The sequence below is a fragment of the Salipiger sp. H15 genome (genome assembly GCF_040409955.1).
In the GTDB taxonomy this organism is placed as follows: domain Bacteria; phylum Pseudomonadota; class Alphaproteobacteria; order Rhodobacterales; family Rhodobacteraceae; genus Salipiger.
On sequence record NZ_CP123387.1, the window covers coordinates 190051 to 206353 of the forward strand.

Sequence of the window (16303 nt, forward strand, 5' to 3'; positions counted from 1 at the left end):
CCGCGCCCTGCACCGGGGCCCGCCGCGGCGGGCCCGCACCTGCCTTCACAACCCGGGACGCTCGCCATGGCCAGCAACGACCTGCCGCAGTTCGCCACCCAAGACGCCCGCCTGTCGCGCCGGGTGATCAACCTGCTGCACGGCAACCCGACGATCATCCCGCTGCTCGTTCTGGTGCTGGGGCTGGCGGTGTTCTCGTCGGTGGTCGGGCAGCGCTTCTTCCACCCGTTCAACCTGTCGCTGGTGCTGCAGCAGGTGACCATCATCGGCACCGTGGCGCTGGCCCAGACGCTGATCATCCTGACCGCCGGGATCGACCTCTCGGTGGGGGCCATCGTGGTGCTGAGCTCGGTCGCCATGGGGCGGCTGGCGATGGACCATGACCTGCCGCCGGGCCTCGCGCTGGCGCTCGGCATCGCGGTCGGCTCGGGCTGCGGCGCGCTCAACGGCTTCTTCGTGACGATGATCCGCCTGCCGCCCTTCATCGTCACCCTGGGCACCTGGAGCGTGTTCAACGCGCTCATACAGTTCTGGTCGGGCGGCGAGACCATCCGCCAGCAGGAGATCGAGGCCAGCGCCCCGGTGCTGCAATGGACCGGCGAGGCGCTGCGCATGGGCGCGGCGCGGCTGACCATCGGCTCGCTGCTGATGCTGCTGCTGGCGGGGCTCTTGTGGTACGTGCTCAACCGCACCGCCTATGGCCGCCACGTCTACGCGGTGGGCAACGATCCCAACGCGGCGCGGCTCTCGGGCATCGGCACGCGGCGGGTGCTCTTCACCGTCTACCTTGCCGCCGGGACGATCTGCGGTTTCGCCGGATGGCTGCTGATCGGGCGCATCGGCGCGATCAGCCCGCTGGGCGGGGCGATGACCAACCTCGACAGCATCACCGCCGTGGTGATCGGCGGCACCAGCCTCTTCGGCGGGCGCGGCTCGATTATCGGCACGCTGATCGGCGCGCTGATCGTCGGCTTCTTCCGCAACGGGCTGGCGCTGGCCGGGCTCGACGTGCTCTGGCAGGAGTTCACCATCGGCTTCCTGATCATCATCGCGGTCTCCTTCGACCAGTGGCTGCGGAGGATCTCGACATGATGGCGGCACCCGTCACCCCTGCAGAGCCGGTGCTTCGGGCGCGCGGGCTGATGAAGTCCTTCGGCCGGGTCGTGGCCATGGACGGCGCCGATTTCGACCTGCTGCCGGGCGAGATCCTCGCGGTGATCGGCGACAACGGCGCGGGCAAGTCGACGATGATCTCGGCGCTGGCGGGCGCGGTGCGCCCCGATGCCGGAGAGATCTTCCTCGGCGGCGAGCAGGTGCAGTTCCACAGCCCGATGGACGCGCGCGAGAAGGGCATCGAGACGGTGTTCCAGGGCCTCGCGCTGGCCCCGGCGCTGACCATCGTCGACAACCTCTTCCTCGGGCGCGAGATCCGCGTGGCCGGGATGCGCGGCAAGGTCTTCCGCCTGCTCGACCGCCCGCGCATGCGCGAGGAGGCGCGGCGGCACCTGTCCGAGCTCGGGCTGATGACCATCCAGAACATCGACCAGGTGGTCGAGACGCTCTCGGGCGGGCAGCGGCAGGGCGTCGCGGTGGCGCGCGCCTGCGCCTTCGGCTCGAAGGTGGTGATCCTCGACGAGCCCACCGCCGCGCTCGGCGTGAAGGAAAGCCGCAAGGTGCTCGACCTCATCCGCGACGTGCGGGCGCGCGGCATCTCGATCGTGCTGATATCGCACAACATGCCGCATGTCTTCGAGATCGCCGACCGCGTCCACATCCACCGGCTCGGCCGCCGCGTCGCGGTGGTGCGGCCTTCCGAGATTTCCATGTCCGACGCCGTGGCGATCATGACCGGCGCCATGGAGCCGCCCGCCCCCGACTCCGACCCCCACCCCGAACCCGCAAGGACCTAGACATGCTGAGACTGGACGAGAAACTCGCGCGCATCCGTGGCGGCGACTACCGCAAGGGCGATTTCATCATCGCCGATGCCAAGGACGGCGACATGGGCCCGTCGATCAAATCCTGCGGCCCCCACCGCAACGCCGACGGCAGCGCCGGGGCCTTCCGCACCCGGCCCGAGTTCCTCGACAGCATCGAGGCGATCGTCGCGCAGGACGTGGTGGACGTGATGCTGACCTCGGTGTCGAACCTCGAGGCGCTGCAGGCGCGCGGCACCTATGCCGCGAGCCGCGTGACCCCGGCGATCCGCGCCAATGACACGACCGACATCTGGGTGTTCCGTGGCGCGGGCTACGCGCAGCAGCCCTCGCGCCCGTTCCGCAGCGCCAGCCTTGCCGAGGCGAAGCGGCTCGGCTGCGATCTCGGGCTCTACTCGATCACCTTCAACAACGATCTCGACGCCGACTACATGTCGCTCGAGCATTTCGCCGCCTTCCGCGAGGACGCGCGGGCGAACGGTTTCCGCTACTTCCTCGAGGTGTTCAACCCCAACGTCGCCTGCGGCCTCTCGGCCGAGGAGATCCCCGGCTACGTCAACGACGCGATGATGCGCTGCATGGCGGGCCTGTCGTCGCGCGAGCGGCCGGAGTTCCTGAAGATCGCCTACAACGGGCCGAAGGCGCTCGACGAGCTGGTCAGCTATGACCCCTCGGTCACCGTCGGCGTGCTGGGCGGCGGCGCGGGCACGACGCGCGACTGCCTCGAGCTGATCGCGCAGATCGAGCGCTACGGCGCGCGCATGGCGCTCTTCGGGCGCAAGATCAACCTTGCCGACGACCCGCAGGAAATGGTGCGCATGATGCGCGCCGTGGCGGATGGCGAGATGGGCTCCGAGGAGGCGACGCGCGCCTACCATGGCGCGCTGCAGTCCCGCGGCATCACCCCGAGCCGCCCGCTCGAGGAGGACGTGCAGATCACCGAGGCCGTGCTGACCAAGGCGGTGATGAAGAACGCCGCCTGAGAGCGCCCGCGGGGGCGGGCAGGCCCCCGCGCGGCACGGAAGGCTCACGCGAACGGACAGGGGAGGGCCAGAGGCAATGGGCAGCATTCGCAGCGGCTTCGTCACCGGCGGCACTTGGTGCGTCGATCACAACATGGTCCTGCCGCGCTGGCCCGAGGAGGAGACGGCGACGCGCATCGTCTCGGCCTCGGCGCAGGGCGGCGGGGCGGGCTGCAACTTCGCCGTCGACATCCGCCGCCTCGCGCCCGAGATCCCGGTCTCCACCATCGGGCTCTGCGGCGAGGACCCGGACGGGCGGCTGTTGCGCGGCGTGGCGGCGGAGCATGGTATCGATACCACCCGCTTCCACGTCGACCCCGCCCTGCGCACGCACCGCACCATGGCCTTCACCTCCGCGGCGAACGGACGGCGCACCCACATCTTCGAGGCCGACTCCAGCGATCATCTGTCGCCCGATCATTTCGACTTCGAGGGCGTCACCGCGCGGATGCTGCACCTCGGCCTGCCGGGCACCCACGCGCTGCTCGACGGGCCGTGGCTGGGCGATCCGAGCGGCTGGGTCACGGTGCTGCGAAAGGCCCGCGCGGCGGGGCTGCGCACCAACATGGAGGTGATGAGCATCCCGAGGAGCGACCTGCGCCGGATGATCCTGCCCTGCCTGCCGCATCTCGACTACCTCGTGGTCAACGACTACGAGATCGGCGCCTTCGCCGACATGCCGACAGTACCGGGCGGCGAAACCTCGGTGCCCGCCGTGCTGGCGGCGCTGCGCCGGGTGATGGAGCTCGGGAGCATGGAGATCGCCGTCGCGCATTTCCCCGGCGGCGCGCTGGCGCTCGAGCGGAGCGGCGCGGTGCAGTCCCACCCCTCGACGCGCTTCCCGCAGGCCGAGGTGAAGGGCACCAACGGCGCCGGAGATGCCTTTGCCGCGGGGTTCTTCTGCGGCCAGTACCGCGGCGTGCCGCTGCGCGAGTGCCTCGGTTACGCCCATGCCGCCGCCGCCGCCTCGCTGCGCTCGGTCGATACCTACGGCGCGGTGGAAAGCATCGAGGCCTGCCTCGCGCTCGCGGCGCGCAACGGCTGGCGCGAGGCGCTCGACGTGGGCGCGGCCTGAACTCCGCGGCGCGGCTCCCGCAAGGTCGGCGCGCCTCGGGGCATCTAATCGACGCTTGCGGTCTCGACTTCCCGGCAGGTTTCTTTGATACCTCGGTCAAGACATTGGGGACTTGAAACATGCACAGCTCTACGACCGTGGCCGACGACCTGCGCTCCTCGCTCGAGGGGCAGAAATTCGGCTGCGTCCTTGCCGACCTGCCGTGGCGGCTCCGGGAGGGCGCGGAGGCGTCGCACCGCCCCGCGCTCGGCCTCGACGAGATCTGCGCGCTGCCCGTCGCCGAGCTGATGGAGGACCGCGCACATTGCTACCTCTGGGTGCCGAACGCGCTGCTGCCCGAGGGGATGCAGGTGCTCGACGCCTGGGGGTTCAAGTACACCAGCAACATCGTCTGGCAGAAGGCCGCGCCGGACGGCGGCCTTGGCGCGCCCGGCGAGGGGGATGTCTTCGGCGACGTCACCGCGCTCTTGCTCTTCGGGACGCGCGGCAAGAACGTGCGGACGCTCGCCCCGGCGCGCAGCCAGGTGAACTTCATCCCGCCCGGCAATGCCTCGGTGCAGGGCGGTCTCGCGCAGATGCCGAAGCCGGACGAACAATACGGCATCATCGAGCGTTGCAGCTGGGGCCCGTTCCTCGAGCTCTTCGGCCATGGCGCGCGCGAGGGCTGGACGGTCTGGGACGGCCGCGCCTGACCTGACCGCCGCCGCTCAGTCGCGGCAGCTTGCCCGGATGAGATCGCGCAGCCAGCGGTGCATGGCCGAGGCATTGGTGTGCGCCGCCCAGACCAGCGACACGTCGAAGGCGCCGGGAAACGGGCAGTCGGTGACCACCAGCCCCTCGGCGGTCTGCTCGCCCAGCCGGCGCGGGATCGTGGCGACAAGGTCCGAGCCCGCGATCAGCGTGCCGAGCCCGGCGGGGCTGGGGGCGATGATCGTCGGCGCCAGCCGGTGCCCCGCCGCCTCGAGCTCCCTCAGGTAGGCCGACTGCCAGCCCGCGCCGTAGTCGATCAGCACGTGGTTCAGCGACAGGTAGTCCGCGGCACCCAGCCGGTGCCGGGCGAGCGGGTGCCCGGGATCCATCAGGCAGGCATAGTCCTCGGCGTAGAGCCGGCGCGAGTGGAAGCCGGATTCGGCCCGCGAGAAGGGGCCGATGAGCACGTCCGCCTCGCGCCGCAGCAGCCGCAGGTGGCCGTCGCCGAGCGAGCTGATCACCTTGACTGTCATCCCCGGGGCCTCGCGCCGGATCGCCGCGACGATGCCGGGGATCAGCAGCACGCGCTCGTAGAAGTTGCAGGCGATGGTGACGTTCTGCGTCGCATTGCCCGGATCGAAGGCGTCGGGCTGCAGCATCTCGTCGAGCATTCCCAGCATCTGCAGCGACTTGGAGAGGATTTCCTCGCAGCGCTCGGTGGCCACCTGCTGCCCGCCCTCGCGCACGAAGAGCGGGTCGTGGAAACAGGCGCGCAGCTTGGCGACCGTGTAGCTGACGGCGGACTGGTTGACGTTCAGCTTCTCGGCGGCGGCGGTGAAGGAGCCCAGCTCGTGCACCACGCGCAGAAGATTCAGCGCGGCGAAGTCGATGCTGGCGGGATTGGGCGGCGGCGGTGGCATGGGTTTGGTCGGACCTCGGGGCGCATCATCGAATTATTTGATGACACCTAATCATTCCATCGCATTGATCGGCAAGCCCTGCATCTTCTATTGACCACCTCGAGGAGAACTTTGGGAGGAGTTCATGGCGCTTGCACCGCTTGACGAGGAGATCACGCTCGACCAGTTGAGCGCGGATCCCTATCCGATCTATCGCCGGCTGCGGGCCGAAAGCCCGGTGCTGCGCGTCGCGGCGACCGGCCGCACGCTGCTGACCAAGGCGGCGCTGACCAAGGCGGTGAAGGAAAACCCCGAGCTGTTCAGCAGCGACGATCCGCACACGCCGATGAAGCCGGCCTTCCGCGCGCACACGCTGATGCGCAAGGACGGCGAGGACCATTTCGTCGAGCGCAAGGCGATCTCCAAGGCGCTGACGCCCAAGATGATCAAGTCCGACTGGGGCCCGCTCTACGAGCAGATGGCCGAAGAGTATGTCTCGCGCCTGCCGCGCGGCGAGACGGTGGACCTCTTCTCGGAACTCTGCGGCCCGCTGGCGGCGCGCATCCTTGCGCATATCCTCGGCATCCCCGAGGCCAATGACGAGCAGATGCAGCGCTGGTCGCAGGTGCTGATCGACGGCGCCGGGAATTTCGGCTGGAAGCCCGAGCTCTTCGCCGCCTCGGACGCCGCGAATGACGAGATGGACGCGCTCTTCGGCGAGCTCGAGCACAAGCGCCGCGCCGAGCCCGACGGGTCGGCCTATTCGGTGATGCTCAACGCCGACGATCCGATCCCGATGAGCCAGATCTATTCCAACATCAAGATCGCCATCGGCGGCGGCATCAACGAGCCGCGCGACGCGCTGGCCACGATCGTCTACGGGCTGCTGACCAACCCGGACCAGCTGGCCGAGGTGCGCGCGCAGGAGGCCTGGGACCGCGCCTTCGAGGAGGGCATCCGCTGGGTCGCGCCGATCCAGGTCAGCTCGCGCCGGGCGCTCGAGGACACCGAGCTTGGCGGCTACGACATCCGCAAGGGCGACACGGTGATGACGGTGCAGGCCTCGGCCAACCGCGACGAGGAGATCTACGAGGACGGCGAGAACTTCTTCGTCTTCCGCGACAAGAACCCGCACCAGGCCTTCGGCAACGGCCCGCACCATTGCGCCGGCGCGCACGTGGCGCGGCGCACGGTGGGCAAGATCATCCTTCCCATGCTGTTCGACCGCTTCCCGAACATGTCGCTGCCCGATCCGCAGGCGGTGATCTGGAAGGGCTTCGGCTTCCGCGGGCCGATCAACCTGCCGGTGATCCTGAACTGAGCCCGGCGGGCCCGCGCATATCAAGGAGGAGACCAAGATGATCAAGGTGACCTACGTCGCCCAGGACGGCAGTGCGACCACCATCGAGGCCGAGGAGGGCACCAGCGTCATGCAGGCGGCGGTGTCGAACGACCTCGACGGGATCGTCGGCGAATGCGGCGGCTCGATGATGTGCGCCACCTGCCATTGCTACGTCGACGAGGCCTGGGAAGAGCGCACCGGCGCCCGGTCCGCGGACGAGGAGGAGATGCTCGAGGGGGCCGCGGCCGAGGTCACCGGACGCTCGCGCCTGTCGTGCCAGATCAGGCTCGACCCGTCGCTCGACGGGCTGGTGGTGCACCTGCCCGAGGAACAGCTTTGAGCCAGCCCGGGGTCCTGATCCTCGGGGCCGGGCAGGGCGGGCTCCAAGCCGCGATCAGCCTGCGCCAGAACGGCTATGCCGGGCCGGTGACGCTGGTCGGGGCCGAGCCGGGGCTGCCCTACCAGCGCCCGCCGCTGTCCAAGGCCTACCTGCTCGAGGGCAAGGCCGAGGCGCTGGCGCTGCGGCCCGAGAGCTTCTTCACCTCGAAGGCGATCACGCTGCGCCCGGGGACGTGGGTCGATGCCATCGACCGGGCGGCGCGGCAGATCCGCATCGGGTCCGAGATGCTGCCCTACGATCACCTGATCCTCGCCACCGGCACGCGCAACCTGCGCCCGCCGATCGCCGGGCTCGAGCGCGCGCTCGACCTGCGCACGCTGGCGGATGCCGCGGCGCTGCGCATGGCGCTGGCCGATCCGCAGCGCATCGCGGTGATCGGCGGCGGCTTCATCGGTCTCGAGTTCGCCGCCGTCGCGCGCAAGCTCGGCCACGAGGTCAGCGTGATCGAGGCCGCGCCGCGGCTGATGGCCCGCGCCGTCTCGCCCGCCATGTCGCGGCATTTCGAGCACTGGCACCGTGCGCAGGGCGTGGCGCTGCATCTCGGCCAGCCCGCCGTGGCGGTCGACGAGGGCGGCGTGACGCTGGCGGACGGAACCCATGTCGCCGCGGGCTTCGTGCTGCTCGCCGCCGGCGTGCGCCCGAACAGCGAGCTTGCCGAGGCGGCGGGGCTGGCGACGGGCAACGGCGTCACGGTCGATGCCGGGCTCCGCACCTCGGACCCGGCGATCTTCGCGCTTGGCGACTGCGCCTGCTTCCCCGACCCGCGCACCGGCGCGCCGGTGCGGCTCGAGTCGGTGCAGGCCGCGACCGACCACGCCCGGCTCATCGCCGCGCGCATCGCCAAGGGCGAGACCGCGGATTATGCCGCGCTGCCGTGGTTCTGGTCCGACCAGGGCGACCAGAAGCTGCAGATCGCCGGTCTTGCCGGGCCGGAGACGACGGAGGAGGTCGTCGCCGAGGGGGTCGTCGCGCGGTTCGACGCGCTGGGGCTCGCCGCGGTCGAGACGGTCAACAACGCCCGCGCGCACATGAAGGCGCGGCGGATGCTGGCCTCGGGCAGTGCGGCAGGGCTTGCCGCGCTGGAAGAGTTGATCGCCGCCTGACCGGCGGCGGGCTCCGCCGGGCCGCGTGGTCCGACGGAGCCGAAGACAAGAGTTCAAACGGGAGGAGACCCATGAAGATCACGTCAGTCACCCTGGGAGCCGCGGCGCTGGCCGTGTCCCTGGCAGCCAGCGCCGGAGCGCAGGAGCTCAAGTACGCCAACTGGGCACCGCCCTTCCACACCATCACCGAGGCGCAGATCGAGCCGCTGGCCAAGGCGCTCGACGAGGGCACCTCGGGCGCGGTGACGCTGCGCGCCTTCCACGGCGGCGAGCTGGGCGCGGGCCCGGCGGACCAGTACGTGCGCATCGTGCAGGGCACCGCGGACATGGGCTGGGGCCTGCCGGGCTACACCTCGTCGCAGTTCCCCAAGACGCTGATCCTCGAGCTGCCGGGCGCGCTGCCGCTCGACCAGCCGGGCTATGCCGCGCTGTGGCGCGCCTACGAGGGCGAGCTCAAGTCCGAGTTCCCGATGACCGAGGCGATCGCGCTCTGGGGCGCCGAGCCCAACATCCTGATGATGAAGGACAAGGCGGTCACCGGACCCGACGATCTCAAGGGGCTGAAGATCCGCGTCGCGGGCTCGATCGCCGCCGAGGCCATGGAGGCGCTTGGCGCGACCCCGGTGCAGCTGCCGATGACGCAGGTCTACAACGGGCTGCAGACCGGCCTCATCGACGGCCTGGTCAGCGGCGCCTCGGTGCTGTCGGACTTCAAGCTCAGCGAAGTGGTCTCGAGCGTCACCACCGGGCCGAACCTCGGCCGCCTGACCTTCTTCACGGTGATGAACAAGCCGGTCTACGACGGGCTTTCGGCCGAGGCAAAGGCGGCGCTCGACGCGATCAAGGGCGAGCCGATCTCGAAGATGACCGAGGAGGCCTGGGTGGCCACCGCGGCAGAGGCGCTCGATGCCGCGCGGGCTTCGGACAAGATCACGGTGAACGATCTTGACGCCGCGCAGAGCAAGGCCTTCGACGACGCGCTCGCCGAGGTGACCGACGCCTATGTCGCCGGGGTCGGCGGCGCGGCGGCGCTGGCCGCCATGCGGGGCGAGTGATGCGCGCCATGCTGCACAAGACCGCGGACAGGCTGATCAGCCTGTCCTCGTTTCTCGGCACGCTGGGCCTGCTCTTCGTGGTCGGGGTGATCGTGGTCGACGTGATCGGGCGGAACTTCGGCATGCCGCTCTACGGCGCGCAGGATCTGGTGATCATGACCATGGTGATCATCGTCTTCGGCGGCATGGCGCTCTGCGGCCGCGACGAGGGGCACATCGTCGTCGACATCTTCGAGCCGCACCTGCCGCCGCGGCTGAACCGGGTCATCGACGTGGGCGCGGCGCTGCTCGGCGCGGTGATCTTCGTGCTGATCGCCTATACCGTGTCGAAGAGCGCGCAGCTGAGCCAGATGCTGCACCTCTCGACCAACCTGCTGCGCCTGCCGCTGGCCTGGTTCCAGTACGCGCTCTGCGGGCTGTCGCTGGTCGCCGCGCTGGCACTGGCGCTGCGCGCCGCAAGCGCGGCGCTCGATCCGCGCCGCCCGGCGCATCCGGACCGGGAGGCGTCATGAGCCCCGTTCTTGTCGGCGGCACGGGCTTCGTGCTGCTTCTGGCGCTGCTGCTGCTGCGCATTCCCGTGGCCTTCGCCATGTTCACCGTCGGCTTCGCCGGCATCTGGCTGCTGAACGGGCTGCAGGCGGCGACCGGGCTGCTGTCGTCCGAGACCTTCGCGCTGGCCTCGAACTCCGAGCTGATCGTTGTGCCGCTCTTCATCCTGATGGGCAACGTCGCCAGCGTGACCGGCATGAGCCGGCGGCTCTACGAGGCGGCCTATGCCACCATCGGGCAGGTGCGCGGCGGGCTCGCGGCGGCGACGGTGATCGGCTGCGGCGGCTTTGCCGCGCTCTCGGGCTCGTCGGTCGCCTCGGCGCTGACCATGGGCCGCACCGCGCTGGCCGAGATGGACCGCTTCAACTACGACCCGCGCCTGTCGACCGGCGTGGTCGCCGCGGGCGGCACGCTCGGCATCCTGATCCCGCCCTCGACCGGCTTCGTGATCTACGCGATCCTGACCGAGCAGAGCATCGGGCGGCTCTTCATGGCGGGGATCCTGCCGGGGATCCTGCTGCTGGGGCTGTTCCTGCTGACGGTGATCATCCTCTGCACGCTGAAGCCGGCGCTGGGGCCGAAGGGCCCGGCGACGAGCATGGCCGAGAAGGGCCGCGCCTTCCTCGGGGCGATCCCGATCCTCGTGGTGATCCTGCTGACCATCGGCGGCATCTACACCGGGGTCTTCTCGCCCACCGAGGCGGCGGGCGTCGGGGCGGCGCTGGTCATCGCCATCGGCGCGCTGAGCGGTACGCTCGACCTGCGCAGCTTCTGGCAGGCGGCGCAGAGCAGCGTGGTCACCACTGCCTCGGTCATGCTGATCCTGATCGCGGCGCACCTGATCAACCCGTTCATCGCGCTGAGCCACCTGCCGGCCGAGGTGAGCCGGATGCTGGTCTCGTTCGATCTCGGGGCCTACGGCACGCTGATCCTGATCCTTGCGATCTACCTCGTGCTGGGCTGCTTCCTCGAGGGGCTGGCGATGCTGGTGCTGACGCTGCCGATCTTCATGCCGGTGGTGCTGTCGCTGGGCATCGATCCGATCTGGTTCGGCGTGCTGGTGGTGCTGACGCTCGAGATGGGGCTGATCTCGCCGCCGGTGGGGATCAACGTCTTCATCGTGAAATCGGTGGCCAAGAACGTGCCGCTGGTCGAGATCTTCTGGGGCGTGGTGCCGTTCTGGCTGGCCATGCTGGTCACGCTCGGCCTGCTGGTGGCGATCCCGCAGCTGTCGCTCTGGCTGCCGGGGATGATGTAGGCGGCGCGTATTGCCGGGTATGTCTTCATGCGGGGCGTCACGCGCCCCGCATGTTCATTTCTGATCGGGGCTCAGCCCCGCCGCCCGCCGCTCGAGGTCAGGAAGTCATAGGCGACAAGGCCGATGGTCAGCACCGAGACGGCGATAAGGTCCGGGCTCGGAACCTTGACGATCAGCACCAGCACGAAGCCGGTGAAGGCAAGGAAGGCGATCAGCGCGAGAAGACGGTTCATCACGTTCTCCTTGGTCTGAGTTTCATTGCCCGGCCCAGTCGTGGAGCCAGCGGGCCGTGCGCAGCAGACGCGCGTCGTTGCCGCGCGCGCCGACGAGTTGCACCCCCATCGGAAGGCCGTTTTCGGCCGTCAGGATCGGGACGGTCACGGCGGGCGTGCCGAGCATGGTCCAGAGCCCGTTGAAGATGGGATCCCCGGTCGAGCCCAGCCCCTCGGGTGCCGGGCCCGGCGCGGCGGGGCAGAGGATCGCGTCGCAGCGCTCGAAGATCTCGGCGAGGCCGGCCTGCAGCACCTGCGCCCAGTCGAGCGCGGCAAGGTAGTCGCGGGCGCGGATGCCATCTCCCTCGGTCAGCGCCGCGCGGATGCTCGGGCCCAGCAACGCCCCCCCGTCGCGGCCGTATCGGTGAAAGTTGCGCGCCATCTCGGCAAGGTTGATGCACCGGCGCTGCGCAGCGGCCCCGTCGAACGCGCGGGGGAGATCGACCTCGAAGACCTGCTCGCCGAGCGCCGCGCGCAACTCGTCGAAGGCGGCGCGCAGCTGCGGCTCGGCCGTGTCCCAGCCGGGCGGGCGCACGAAGGCGAGCACCGGCGCGAAGGGCGGGGCCGAGAGTGCGGTCTCGAGCAGCCGGGGCGGCGGCGCGAGGCTGGTCGCGCTGTCGGCGGCGTCGTGGCCGAAGAGCACCTCGGCCAGCATGGCGGCCCCGGCGGGGTCACTGGCGAAGACGCCGACCGTGTCGAGCGACTGCGACTGCAGCAGCACCCCGCGGCGCGGGATGGCGCCGAAGGTCGGCTTGTAGCCGGTCACGCCGCAGAACGAGGCCGGCCGGATCACCGAGCCGCCGGTCTGCGTGCCGAGCGCCAGCGGCACCATGCCGTCGGCCACCGCCGCCGCCGAGCCCGCGGAGGAGCCGCCGGGCGTGTGTTCGGGATTGTGCGGGTTGCGCGTCGCCGAGGGGTCCATGAAGGCCAGCTCGGTGCTCACGGTCTTGCCCATGATCACCGCCCCCGCCTGCCGCAGCCGCTCGACCACGAAGGCGTCGCGCAGCGGCACCCGCCCGGCATCGACCGGGCAGCCGTTCTCGGTGGGGATCCGCGCCGTGTCGATCACGTCCTTCACGCCGACGGGCAACCCGTGCAGCGGCCCGATCGGCTTGCCCGAGGCGCGATGCGCGTCGAGCTGCCGCGCCTGTGCGCGGGCGAACTCGGGGTCGTGCCAGGCCCAGGCGCCGACCTCACCTTCGCGCGCCGCGATCCGGGTGATGCAGGCCTCGGCGAGCTCGAGCGCCGAGAGCGCGCCCGAGGCGAGCCGGTCCCGCAATTCCACCGCGCCGAGCGCCATCAGGAGCGGCCCTGCGCCCTGTCGCTGCCTTGCCCTGTCAGCTGCCATAGAACTTCTCCGGTAGGTAGTAGACGACCTGCGGGAACAGGTACATCAGGATCATGGAAATGAAGACGCAGACGAGGAAGGGCATCACGCCGACGAAGATCTGCGTCAGCCGCACCTCGGGCGGGGCGATGCCCTTGAGGTAATAGGCCGACATCGCCATCGGCGGCGTCAGGAAGCTGGTCTGCAGGTTCAGCGCGACGAGAATGCCGAAGAACAGCGGGTCGATCTCGAAGAAGCGCAGCAGCGGCAGGAAGATCGGCACGAAGATGATGATGATCTCGGACCATTCCAGCGGCCAGCCGAGCAGGAAGATGATCAGCTGCGCCATGATCAGGAACTGGATCGGGGTGAGGTTCATCCCCTGCACGAATTCCGAGATCACCTGCTCGCCGCCGAGGTAGGAGAAGACCGCCGAGAAGGTGTAGGAGCCGACGAAGAGCCAGCAGACCATCGCCGTGGTGCGGGCGGTGAGATAGACGCTCTCGCGCAGCCGCTGCCATGTCATCGCGCGGTAGACCACGGCAAGGAAGATGCCGCCGAGTGCGCCGATCGAGGCCGCCTCGGTCGGTGTCGCGAGGCCGAAGAGGATCGAGCCCAGCACCGCGAGGATCAGGAAGGCCAGCGGCAGGAAGGAGGTGACGATCATGACAAGCAGTTGGCTCATCGGGATGTCGGGCACCTCGTCCTCGGTCGGGCGCGGCGCCGACGAGGGTTGCAGGATCGACCGGCCGACCACGTAGACGAGGTAGAGTCCGACGAGCGTCAGCCCGGGCAGCAGCGCGCCGGCGTAGAGCCGGACGATCGAGACATTCGCCGCCGCCGCGTAGACGATCAGCATGATCGACGGCGGGATCAGGATGCCGAGCGTGCCGCCGGCGCAGATGATGCCGCTGGCGAAGGACGGGTTGTAGCGCGCCTTGAGCATCGCCGGCAGCGCCAGCAGGCCCATCAGCGTCACCACCGCGCCGACGATGCCGGTGGCCGTGGCGAAGAGAGCGCAGGTGATCAGCGCCGCCACTCCCATCGAGCCCGGGACGTTCTTCGAGGCGATGTTGAGCGTGGTGAAGAGCCGGTCGACGATATTGGCGCGCTCGACGATGTAGCCCATGAACAGGAAGAGCGGCACCGCCGTCAGCACCTCGTTCGACATGACCGTGAAGGTCTGGTTGACGAAGAGGTCGAATATCCGGTTGTTGAAGAACCCCTCTATCCAGGTGCTCCAGTGCTCCCAGGTTCCGGCGGCCTCGTCGAGCCGGTCGAAGGCGCGCCACATCCGGCGCGCGTCGAAATAGGCGTAGTAGCCAAAGCCGATGCCCATGGCCATCAGCGTGAAGGCGATCGGAAAGCCGAGGAAGACGAAGCAGATGAACAGCCCCAGCATCATCAGGGCGATTTGCGGGTCGGTCATATGTGGCTGTCCTTCTCGGCCGCGCTGGCCTGTTGCATCAGCAGGTCCTCGGTTTCCTGCACGTCCTCCTCGGCCTCGATCCAGGCGTTGGTGCGGATCGCGATGAGGCAGCGCATGACCTGGGCGATCCCCTGCACGAGCAGCAGGACGCCGGCGACCACGATGACCGTCTTGAACTGGTAGATCGGCACGCCCGCCGGGCTGTTCACCGAGACCTCGCCGTACTGCCAGGACCGCGCGGCGTATTTCCAGCCGGCGAAGATCAGCGCCAGCACGCCGGGGAAGAAGAACAGGATGTAGAGCACGAGGTCGACCGCGCCCTGGGTGCGCGGCTGCCAGAGCCGGTAGAGAAAGTCGCCCCGGACATGTCCCCCGCGCGAGAGCGTGTAGGCGCCGCCCATCATGAAGAGCGCGCCGTACATGATGAAGGACACGTCGAGCGCCCAGGCGGTCGGGCTGTTGAGCACGTAGCGCACGAAGACCTCGTAGCCGGTGCCCACCGACATCAGGATGATCAGCCAGGCGAAGGCCTTGCCGAACCACGCCGACAGGTTGTCGGCAAAACGGATGAAACCGATCATGCGGCCCCCCTTGCGGATCCCGGCGGCCCCGCCCGAAAGGGGAGGGGGCCGCCGTCTTCTGTTCAGGTGCGGATCAGAGCTTCAGCCGGCCGGGGAAATAGTGCTCGTAGGCGAGCGCGTAGTCCGGCGCGTTCATCAGCTCGTAGAAGGTGACCTGCTCGACCCAGGCGCGCTGGCTGTCGAGGCACTTCTTCATGAAGGGATCGGTCTCGAGGTCGGTGATCAACCCGTCCCAGGCCTTGATCTGGGCGTCGAGGATGTCCTTAGAGGTGCGGTGGACCTTCACCCCGGCCTCGTCCTGCAGCCATTTGAGGTCCGCCGAGTAGCGCTTCATTGCCTTGGCGGTGTTGGCGGTCGAGACGGCCTCGACCGAATGCACGAGGATGGCGTGCAGGTCCGGGTCGAGATCCTCCATCGTCAGCTTGTTGAACAGGAACTCGAAGCTTTCCGAGGCCTGGTGGTAGGACGACAGGTAGTAGTTCTTGGCCACGTCCTGCGCGCCGAAGTCCTTGTCCGAGGACGGGTTGTTGAACTCGAAGGCGTCGATCACCCCGCGCTCCATCGCCGGCACGATCTCGCCACCCGGCAGCTGGGCGACGGACATGCCCATGGCCTGCATGAGGTCGGCGGCCAGCCCGACGGTGCGGTACTTGAAGCCCTTGAGGTCGGCAGCGGTGTTCACCTCGCCCTTGAACCAGCCGAAGGGCTGGGCGAACATCGGGAAGCCGAGGTAGCCCTCGACGTCGAGCCCCATGATGTCCTGCGTCAGCTCGCGGTAGAGTTCGGCGCCGCCGCCCTCGTAGAACCAGCTGAGCATGGTCGTCGCCGAGCCGCCGAACACCGGGCCGGTGCCGAAGAGCGAGGCCGCCTTGTGCTTGCCATACCAGTAGACCGGCACCGAATGCGCCGCGTCGAGCAGGCCGTCGTTGATCGCGTCGAGCACCTGGAAGGCCCCGACGACCGCGCCGGCGGGCAGCAGGTCGATCTTCAGACGCCCGCCCGCCATCGCTTCGACGCGGTTGACGTAATCCTGCGCGAACTCCTGCCAGATGTTGGATGCCGACCACGAGGTCTGCATCTTCAGCACCTGCGGGGCCTGCGCCAGCACGGCCGGCGCGGCGAGCGTGCTGCCCGCCATCGCGCCGCCGGCGAGCGCCGTCCGCTTCAGGAACGACCGGCGGTCGATCTTCATGGAATCCGTCATCTTGTATCCTCCCTTGATGACATTGCTTCCGTTGGTGTGCGCGGCGCGGTCGGCAGACCGGGGACGCGCGGCACGGTGCCTTGCCCCTTGCTCCGCGGCAGCCTCCCTCCTCCGAGGCGTGCCAGGGGCTTGGTTCCGTGGTCTTGCTCTCCTTCTTCCT

17 protein-coding genes are annotated in these 16303 nt (G+C 69.2%); 11 read left to right on the forward strand and 6 right to left on the reverse strand.

Going from position 1 to position 16303, the window contains the following annotated elements:
- The first annotated feature begins 66 nt into the window (after positions 1–66).
- From PVT71_RS25480 to PVT71_RS25500, 5 genes are all read left to right on the forward strand, one after another.
- A complete protein-coding gene (locus tag PVT71_RS25480; RefSeq protein ID WP_353476002.1) occupies positions 67–1092 on the forward strand; it encodes an ABC transporter permease in 1026 nt (341 codons plus the stop codon).
- A complete protein-coding gene (locus tag PVT71_RS25485; protein WP_353476003.1) occupies positions 1089–1910 on the forward strand; it encodes an ATP-binding cassette domain-containing protein in 822 nt (273 codons plus the stop codon). The genes PVT71_RS25480 and PVT71_RS25485 overlap by 4 nt, the downstream gene beginning before the upstream one ends.
- Positions 1911–1912: 2 nt before the next feature.
- Complete coding sequence (locus tag PVT71_RS25490) at positions 1913–2920, forward strand: hypothetical protein (protein ID WP_353476004.1); 1008 nt, start codon at positions 1913–1915, stop codon at positions 2918–2920.
- A 76-nt stretch (positions 2921–2996) separates the two neighbouring features.
- A complete protein-coding gene (locus tag PVT71_RS25495) occupies positions 2997–4034 on the forward strand; it encodes a carbohydrate kinase family protein (protein ID WP_353476005.1) in 1038 nt (345 codons plus the stop codon).
- 119 nt (positions 4035–4153) lie between these two features.
- Positions 4154–4726, forward strand: a complete 573-nt coding sequence (locus PVT71_RS25500; RefSeq protein WP_353476006.1) for an MT-A70 family methyltransferase — start codon at positions 4154–4156, stop codon at positions 4724–4726.
- Positions 4727–4741: 15 nt separating this feature from the next.
- On the opposite strand, the gene PVT71_RS25505 is transcribed toward PVT71_RS25500, so the two are convergent.
- Positions 4742–5644 (reverse strand): LysR family transcriptional regulator, encoded by a 903-nt coding sequence (locus PVT71_RS25505; RefSeq protein WP_353476007.1) that lies wholly within the window; start codon positions 5642–5644, stop codon positions 4742–4744.
- A gap of 124 nt (positions 5645–5768) precedes the next feature.
- Here PVT71_RS25505 and PVT71_RS25510 point away from each other — a divergent pair, with 124 nt between their 5' ends.
- From PVT71_RS25510 to PVT71_RS25535, 6 genes are all read left to right on the forward strand, one after another.
- Positions 5769–6944: a cytochrome P450 gene (locus PVT71_RS25510; RefSeq protein WP_353476008.1), complete on the forward strand. Its 1176-nt coding sequence runs from the start codon at positions 5769–5771 to the stop codon at positions 6942–6944.
- A 37-nt stretch (positions 6945–6981) separates the two neighbouring features.
- Positions 6982–7305, forward strand: a complete 324-nt coding sequence (locus PVT71_RS25515; RefSeq protein WP_353476009.1) for a 2Fe-2S iron-sulfur cluster-binding protein — start codon at positions 6982–6984, stop codon at positions 7303–7305.
- On the forward strand, positions 7302–8468 hold the full coding sequence (locus tag PVT71_RS25520) for an FAD/NAD(P)-binding oxidoreductase (RefSeq protein ID WP_353476010.1): 1167 nt from the start codon (positions 7302–7304) through the stop codon (positions 8466–8468). The genes PVT71_RS25515 and PVT71_RS25520 overlap by 4 nt, the downstream gene beginning before the upstream one ends.
- A gap of 71 nt (positions 8469–8539) precedes the next feature.
- Positions 8540–9523, forward strand: a complete 984-nt coding sequence (locus PVT71_RS25525; protein ID WP_353476011.1) for a TRAP transporter substrate-binding protein — start codon at positions 8540–8542, stop codon at positions 9521–9523.
- Between the two features lie 8 nt (positions 9524–9531).
- Complete coding sequence (locus PVT71_RS25530) at positions 9532–10035, forward strand: TRAP transporter small permease (RefSeq protein WP_353476012.1); 504 nt, start codon at positions 9532–9534, stop codon at positions 10033–10035.
- Complete coding sequence (locus PVT71_RS25535) at positions 10032–11330, forward strand: TRAP transporter large permease (RefSeq protein WP_353476013.1); 1299 nt, start codon at positions 10032–10034, stop codon at positions 11328–11330. Before PVT71_RS25530 ends, PVT71_RS25535 begins: the two co-directional genes overlap by 4 nt.
- 71 nt (positions 11331–11401) lie before the next feature.
- On the opposite strand, the gene PVT71_RS25540 is transcribed toward PVT71_RS25535, so the two are convergent.
- The 5 genes from PVT71_RS25540 to PVT71_RS25560 form a co-directional block, all read right to left on the reverse strand.
- Positions 11402–11563, reverse strand: a complete 162-nt coding sequence (locus PVT71_RS25540) for a hypothetical protein (protein WP_353476014.1) — start codon at positions 11561–11563, stop codon at positions 11402–11404.
- 22 nt (positions 11564–11585) lie between these two features.
- Positions 11586–12950, reverse strand: a complete 1365-nt coding sequence (locus PVT71_RS25545; RefSeq protein WP_353476015.1) for an amidase — start codon at positions 12948–12950, stop codon at positions 11586–11588.
- Complete coding sequence (locus PVT71_RS25550; protein WP_353476016.1) at positions 12940–14358, reverse strand: TRAP transporter large permease subunit; 1419 nt, start codon at positions 14356–14358, stop codon at positions 12940–12942. The genes PVT71_RS25545 and PVT71_RS25550 overlap by 11 nt, the downstream gene beginning before the upstream one ends.
- Positions 14355–14939: a TRAP transporter small permease subunit gene (locus PVT71_RS25555; protein ID WP_353476017.1), complete on the reverse strand. Its 585-nt coding sequence runs from the start codon at positions 14937–14939 to the stop codon at positions 14355–14357. Before PVT71_RS25555 ends, PVT71_RS25550 begins: the two co-directional genes overlap by 4 nt.
- Positions 14940–15012: 73 nt before the next feature.
- Positions 15013–16143: a twin-arginine translocation signal domain-containing protein gene (locus PVT71_RS25560; protein WP_353476018.1), complete on the reverse strand. Its 1131-nt coding sequence runs from the start codon at positions 16141–16143 to the stop codon at positions 15013–15015.
- Positions 16144–16303 lie beyond the last annotated feature (160 nt).

Excerpts from the sequence above, each read along its gene's own strand:
- PVT71_RS25515 (WP_353476009.1), top strand. The coding sequence starts at position 6,982 with ATGATCAAGGTGACCTACGTCGCCCAGGACGGCAGTGCGACCACCATC.
- PVT71_RS25560 (WP_353476018.1), bottom strand. The coding sequence starts at position 16,143 with ATGACGGATTCCATGAAGATCGACCGCCGGTCGTTCCTGAAGCGGACG.
- PVT71_RS25530 (WP_353476012.1), top strand. The coding sequence starts at position 9,532 with ATGCTGCACAAGACCGCGGACAGGCTGATCAGCCTGTCCTCGTTTCTC.
- PVT71_RS25525 (WP_353476011.1), top strand. The coding sequence starts at position 8,540 with ATGAAGATCACGTCAGTCACCCTGGGAGCCGCGGCGCTGGCCGTGTCC.
- PVT71_RS25535 (WP_353476013.1), top strand. The coding sequence starts at position 10,032 with ATGAGCCCCGTTCTTGTCGGCGGCACGGGCTTCGTGCTGCTTCTGGCG.
- PVT71_RS25555 (WP_353476017.1), bottom strand. The coding sequence starts at position 14,939 with ATGATCGGTTTCATCCGTTTTGCCGACAACCTGTCGGCGTGGTTCGGC.
- PVT71_RS25485 (WP_353476003.1), top strand. The coding sequence starts at position 1,089 with ATGATGGCGGCACCCGTCACCCCTGCAGAGCCGGTGCTTCGGGCGCGC.
- PVT71_RS25550 (WP_353476016.1), bottom strand. The coding sequence starts at position 14,358 with ATGACCGACCCGCAAATCGCCCTGATGATGCTGGGGCTGTTCATCTGC.
- PVT71_RS25540 (WP_353476014.1), bottom strand. The coding sequence starts at position 11,563 with ATGAACCGTCTTCTCGCGCTGATCGCCTTCCTTGCCTTCACCGGCTTC.
- PVT71_RS25495 (WP_353476005.1), top strand. The coding sequence starts at position 2,997 with ATGGGCAGCATTCGCAGCGGCTTCGTCACCGGCGGCACTTGGTGCGTC.
- PVT71_RS25490 (WP_353476004.1), top strand. The coding sequence starts at position 1,913 with ATGCTGAGACTGGACGAGAAACTCGCGCGCATCCGTGGCGGCGACTAC.
- PVT71_RS25480 (WP_353476002.1), top strand. The coding sequence starts at position 67 with ATGGCCAGCAACGACCTGCCGCAGTTCGCCACCCAAGACGCCCGCCTG.
- PVT71_RS25500 (WP_353476006.1), top strand. The coding sequence starts at position 4,154 with ATGCACAGCTCTACGACCGTGGCCGACGACCTGCGCTCCTCGCTCGAG.
- PVT71_RS25545 (WP_353476015.1), bottom strand. The coding sequence starts at position 12,950 with ATGGCAGCTGACAGGGCAAGGCAGCGACAGGGCGCAGGGCCGCTCCTG.
- PVT71_RS25505 (WP_353476007.1), bottom strand. The coding sequence starts at position 5,644 with ATGCCACCGCCGCCGCCCAATCCCGCCAGCATCGACTTCGCCGCGCTG.
- PVT71_RS25510 (WP_353476008.1), top strand. The coding sequence starts at position 5,769 with ATGGCGCTTGCACCGCTTGACGAGGAGATCACGCTCGACCAGTTGAGC.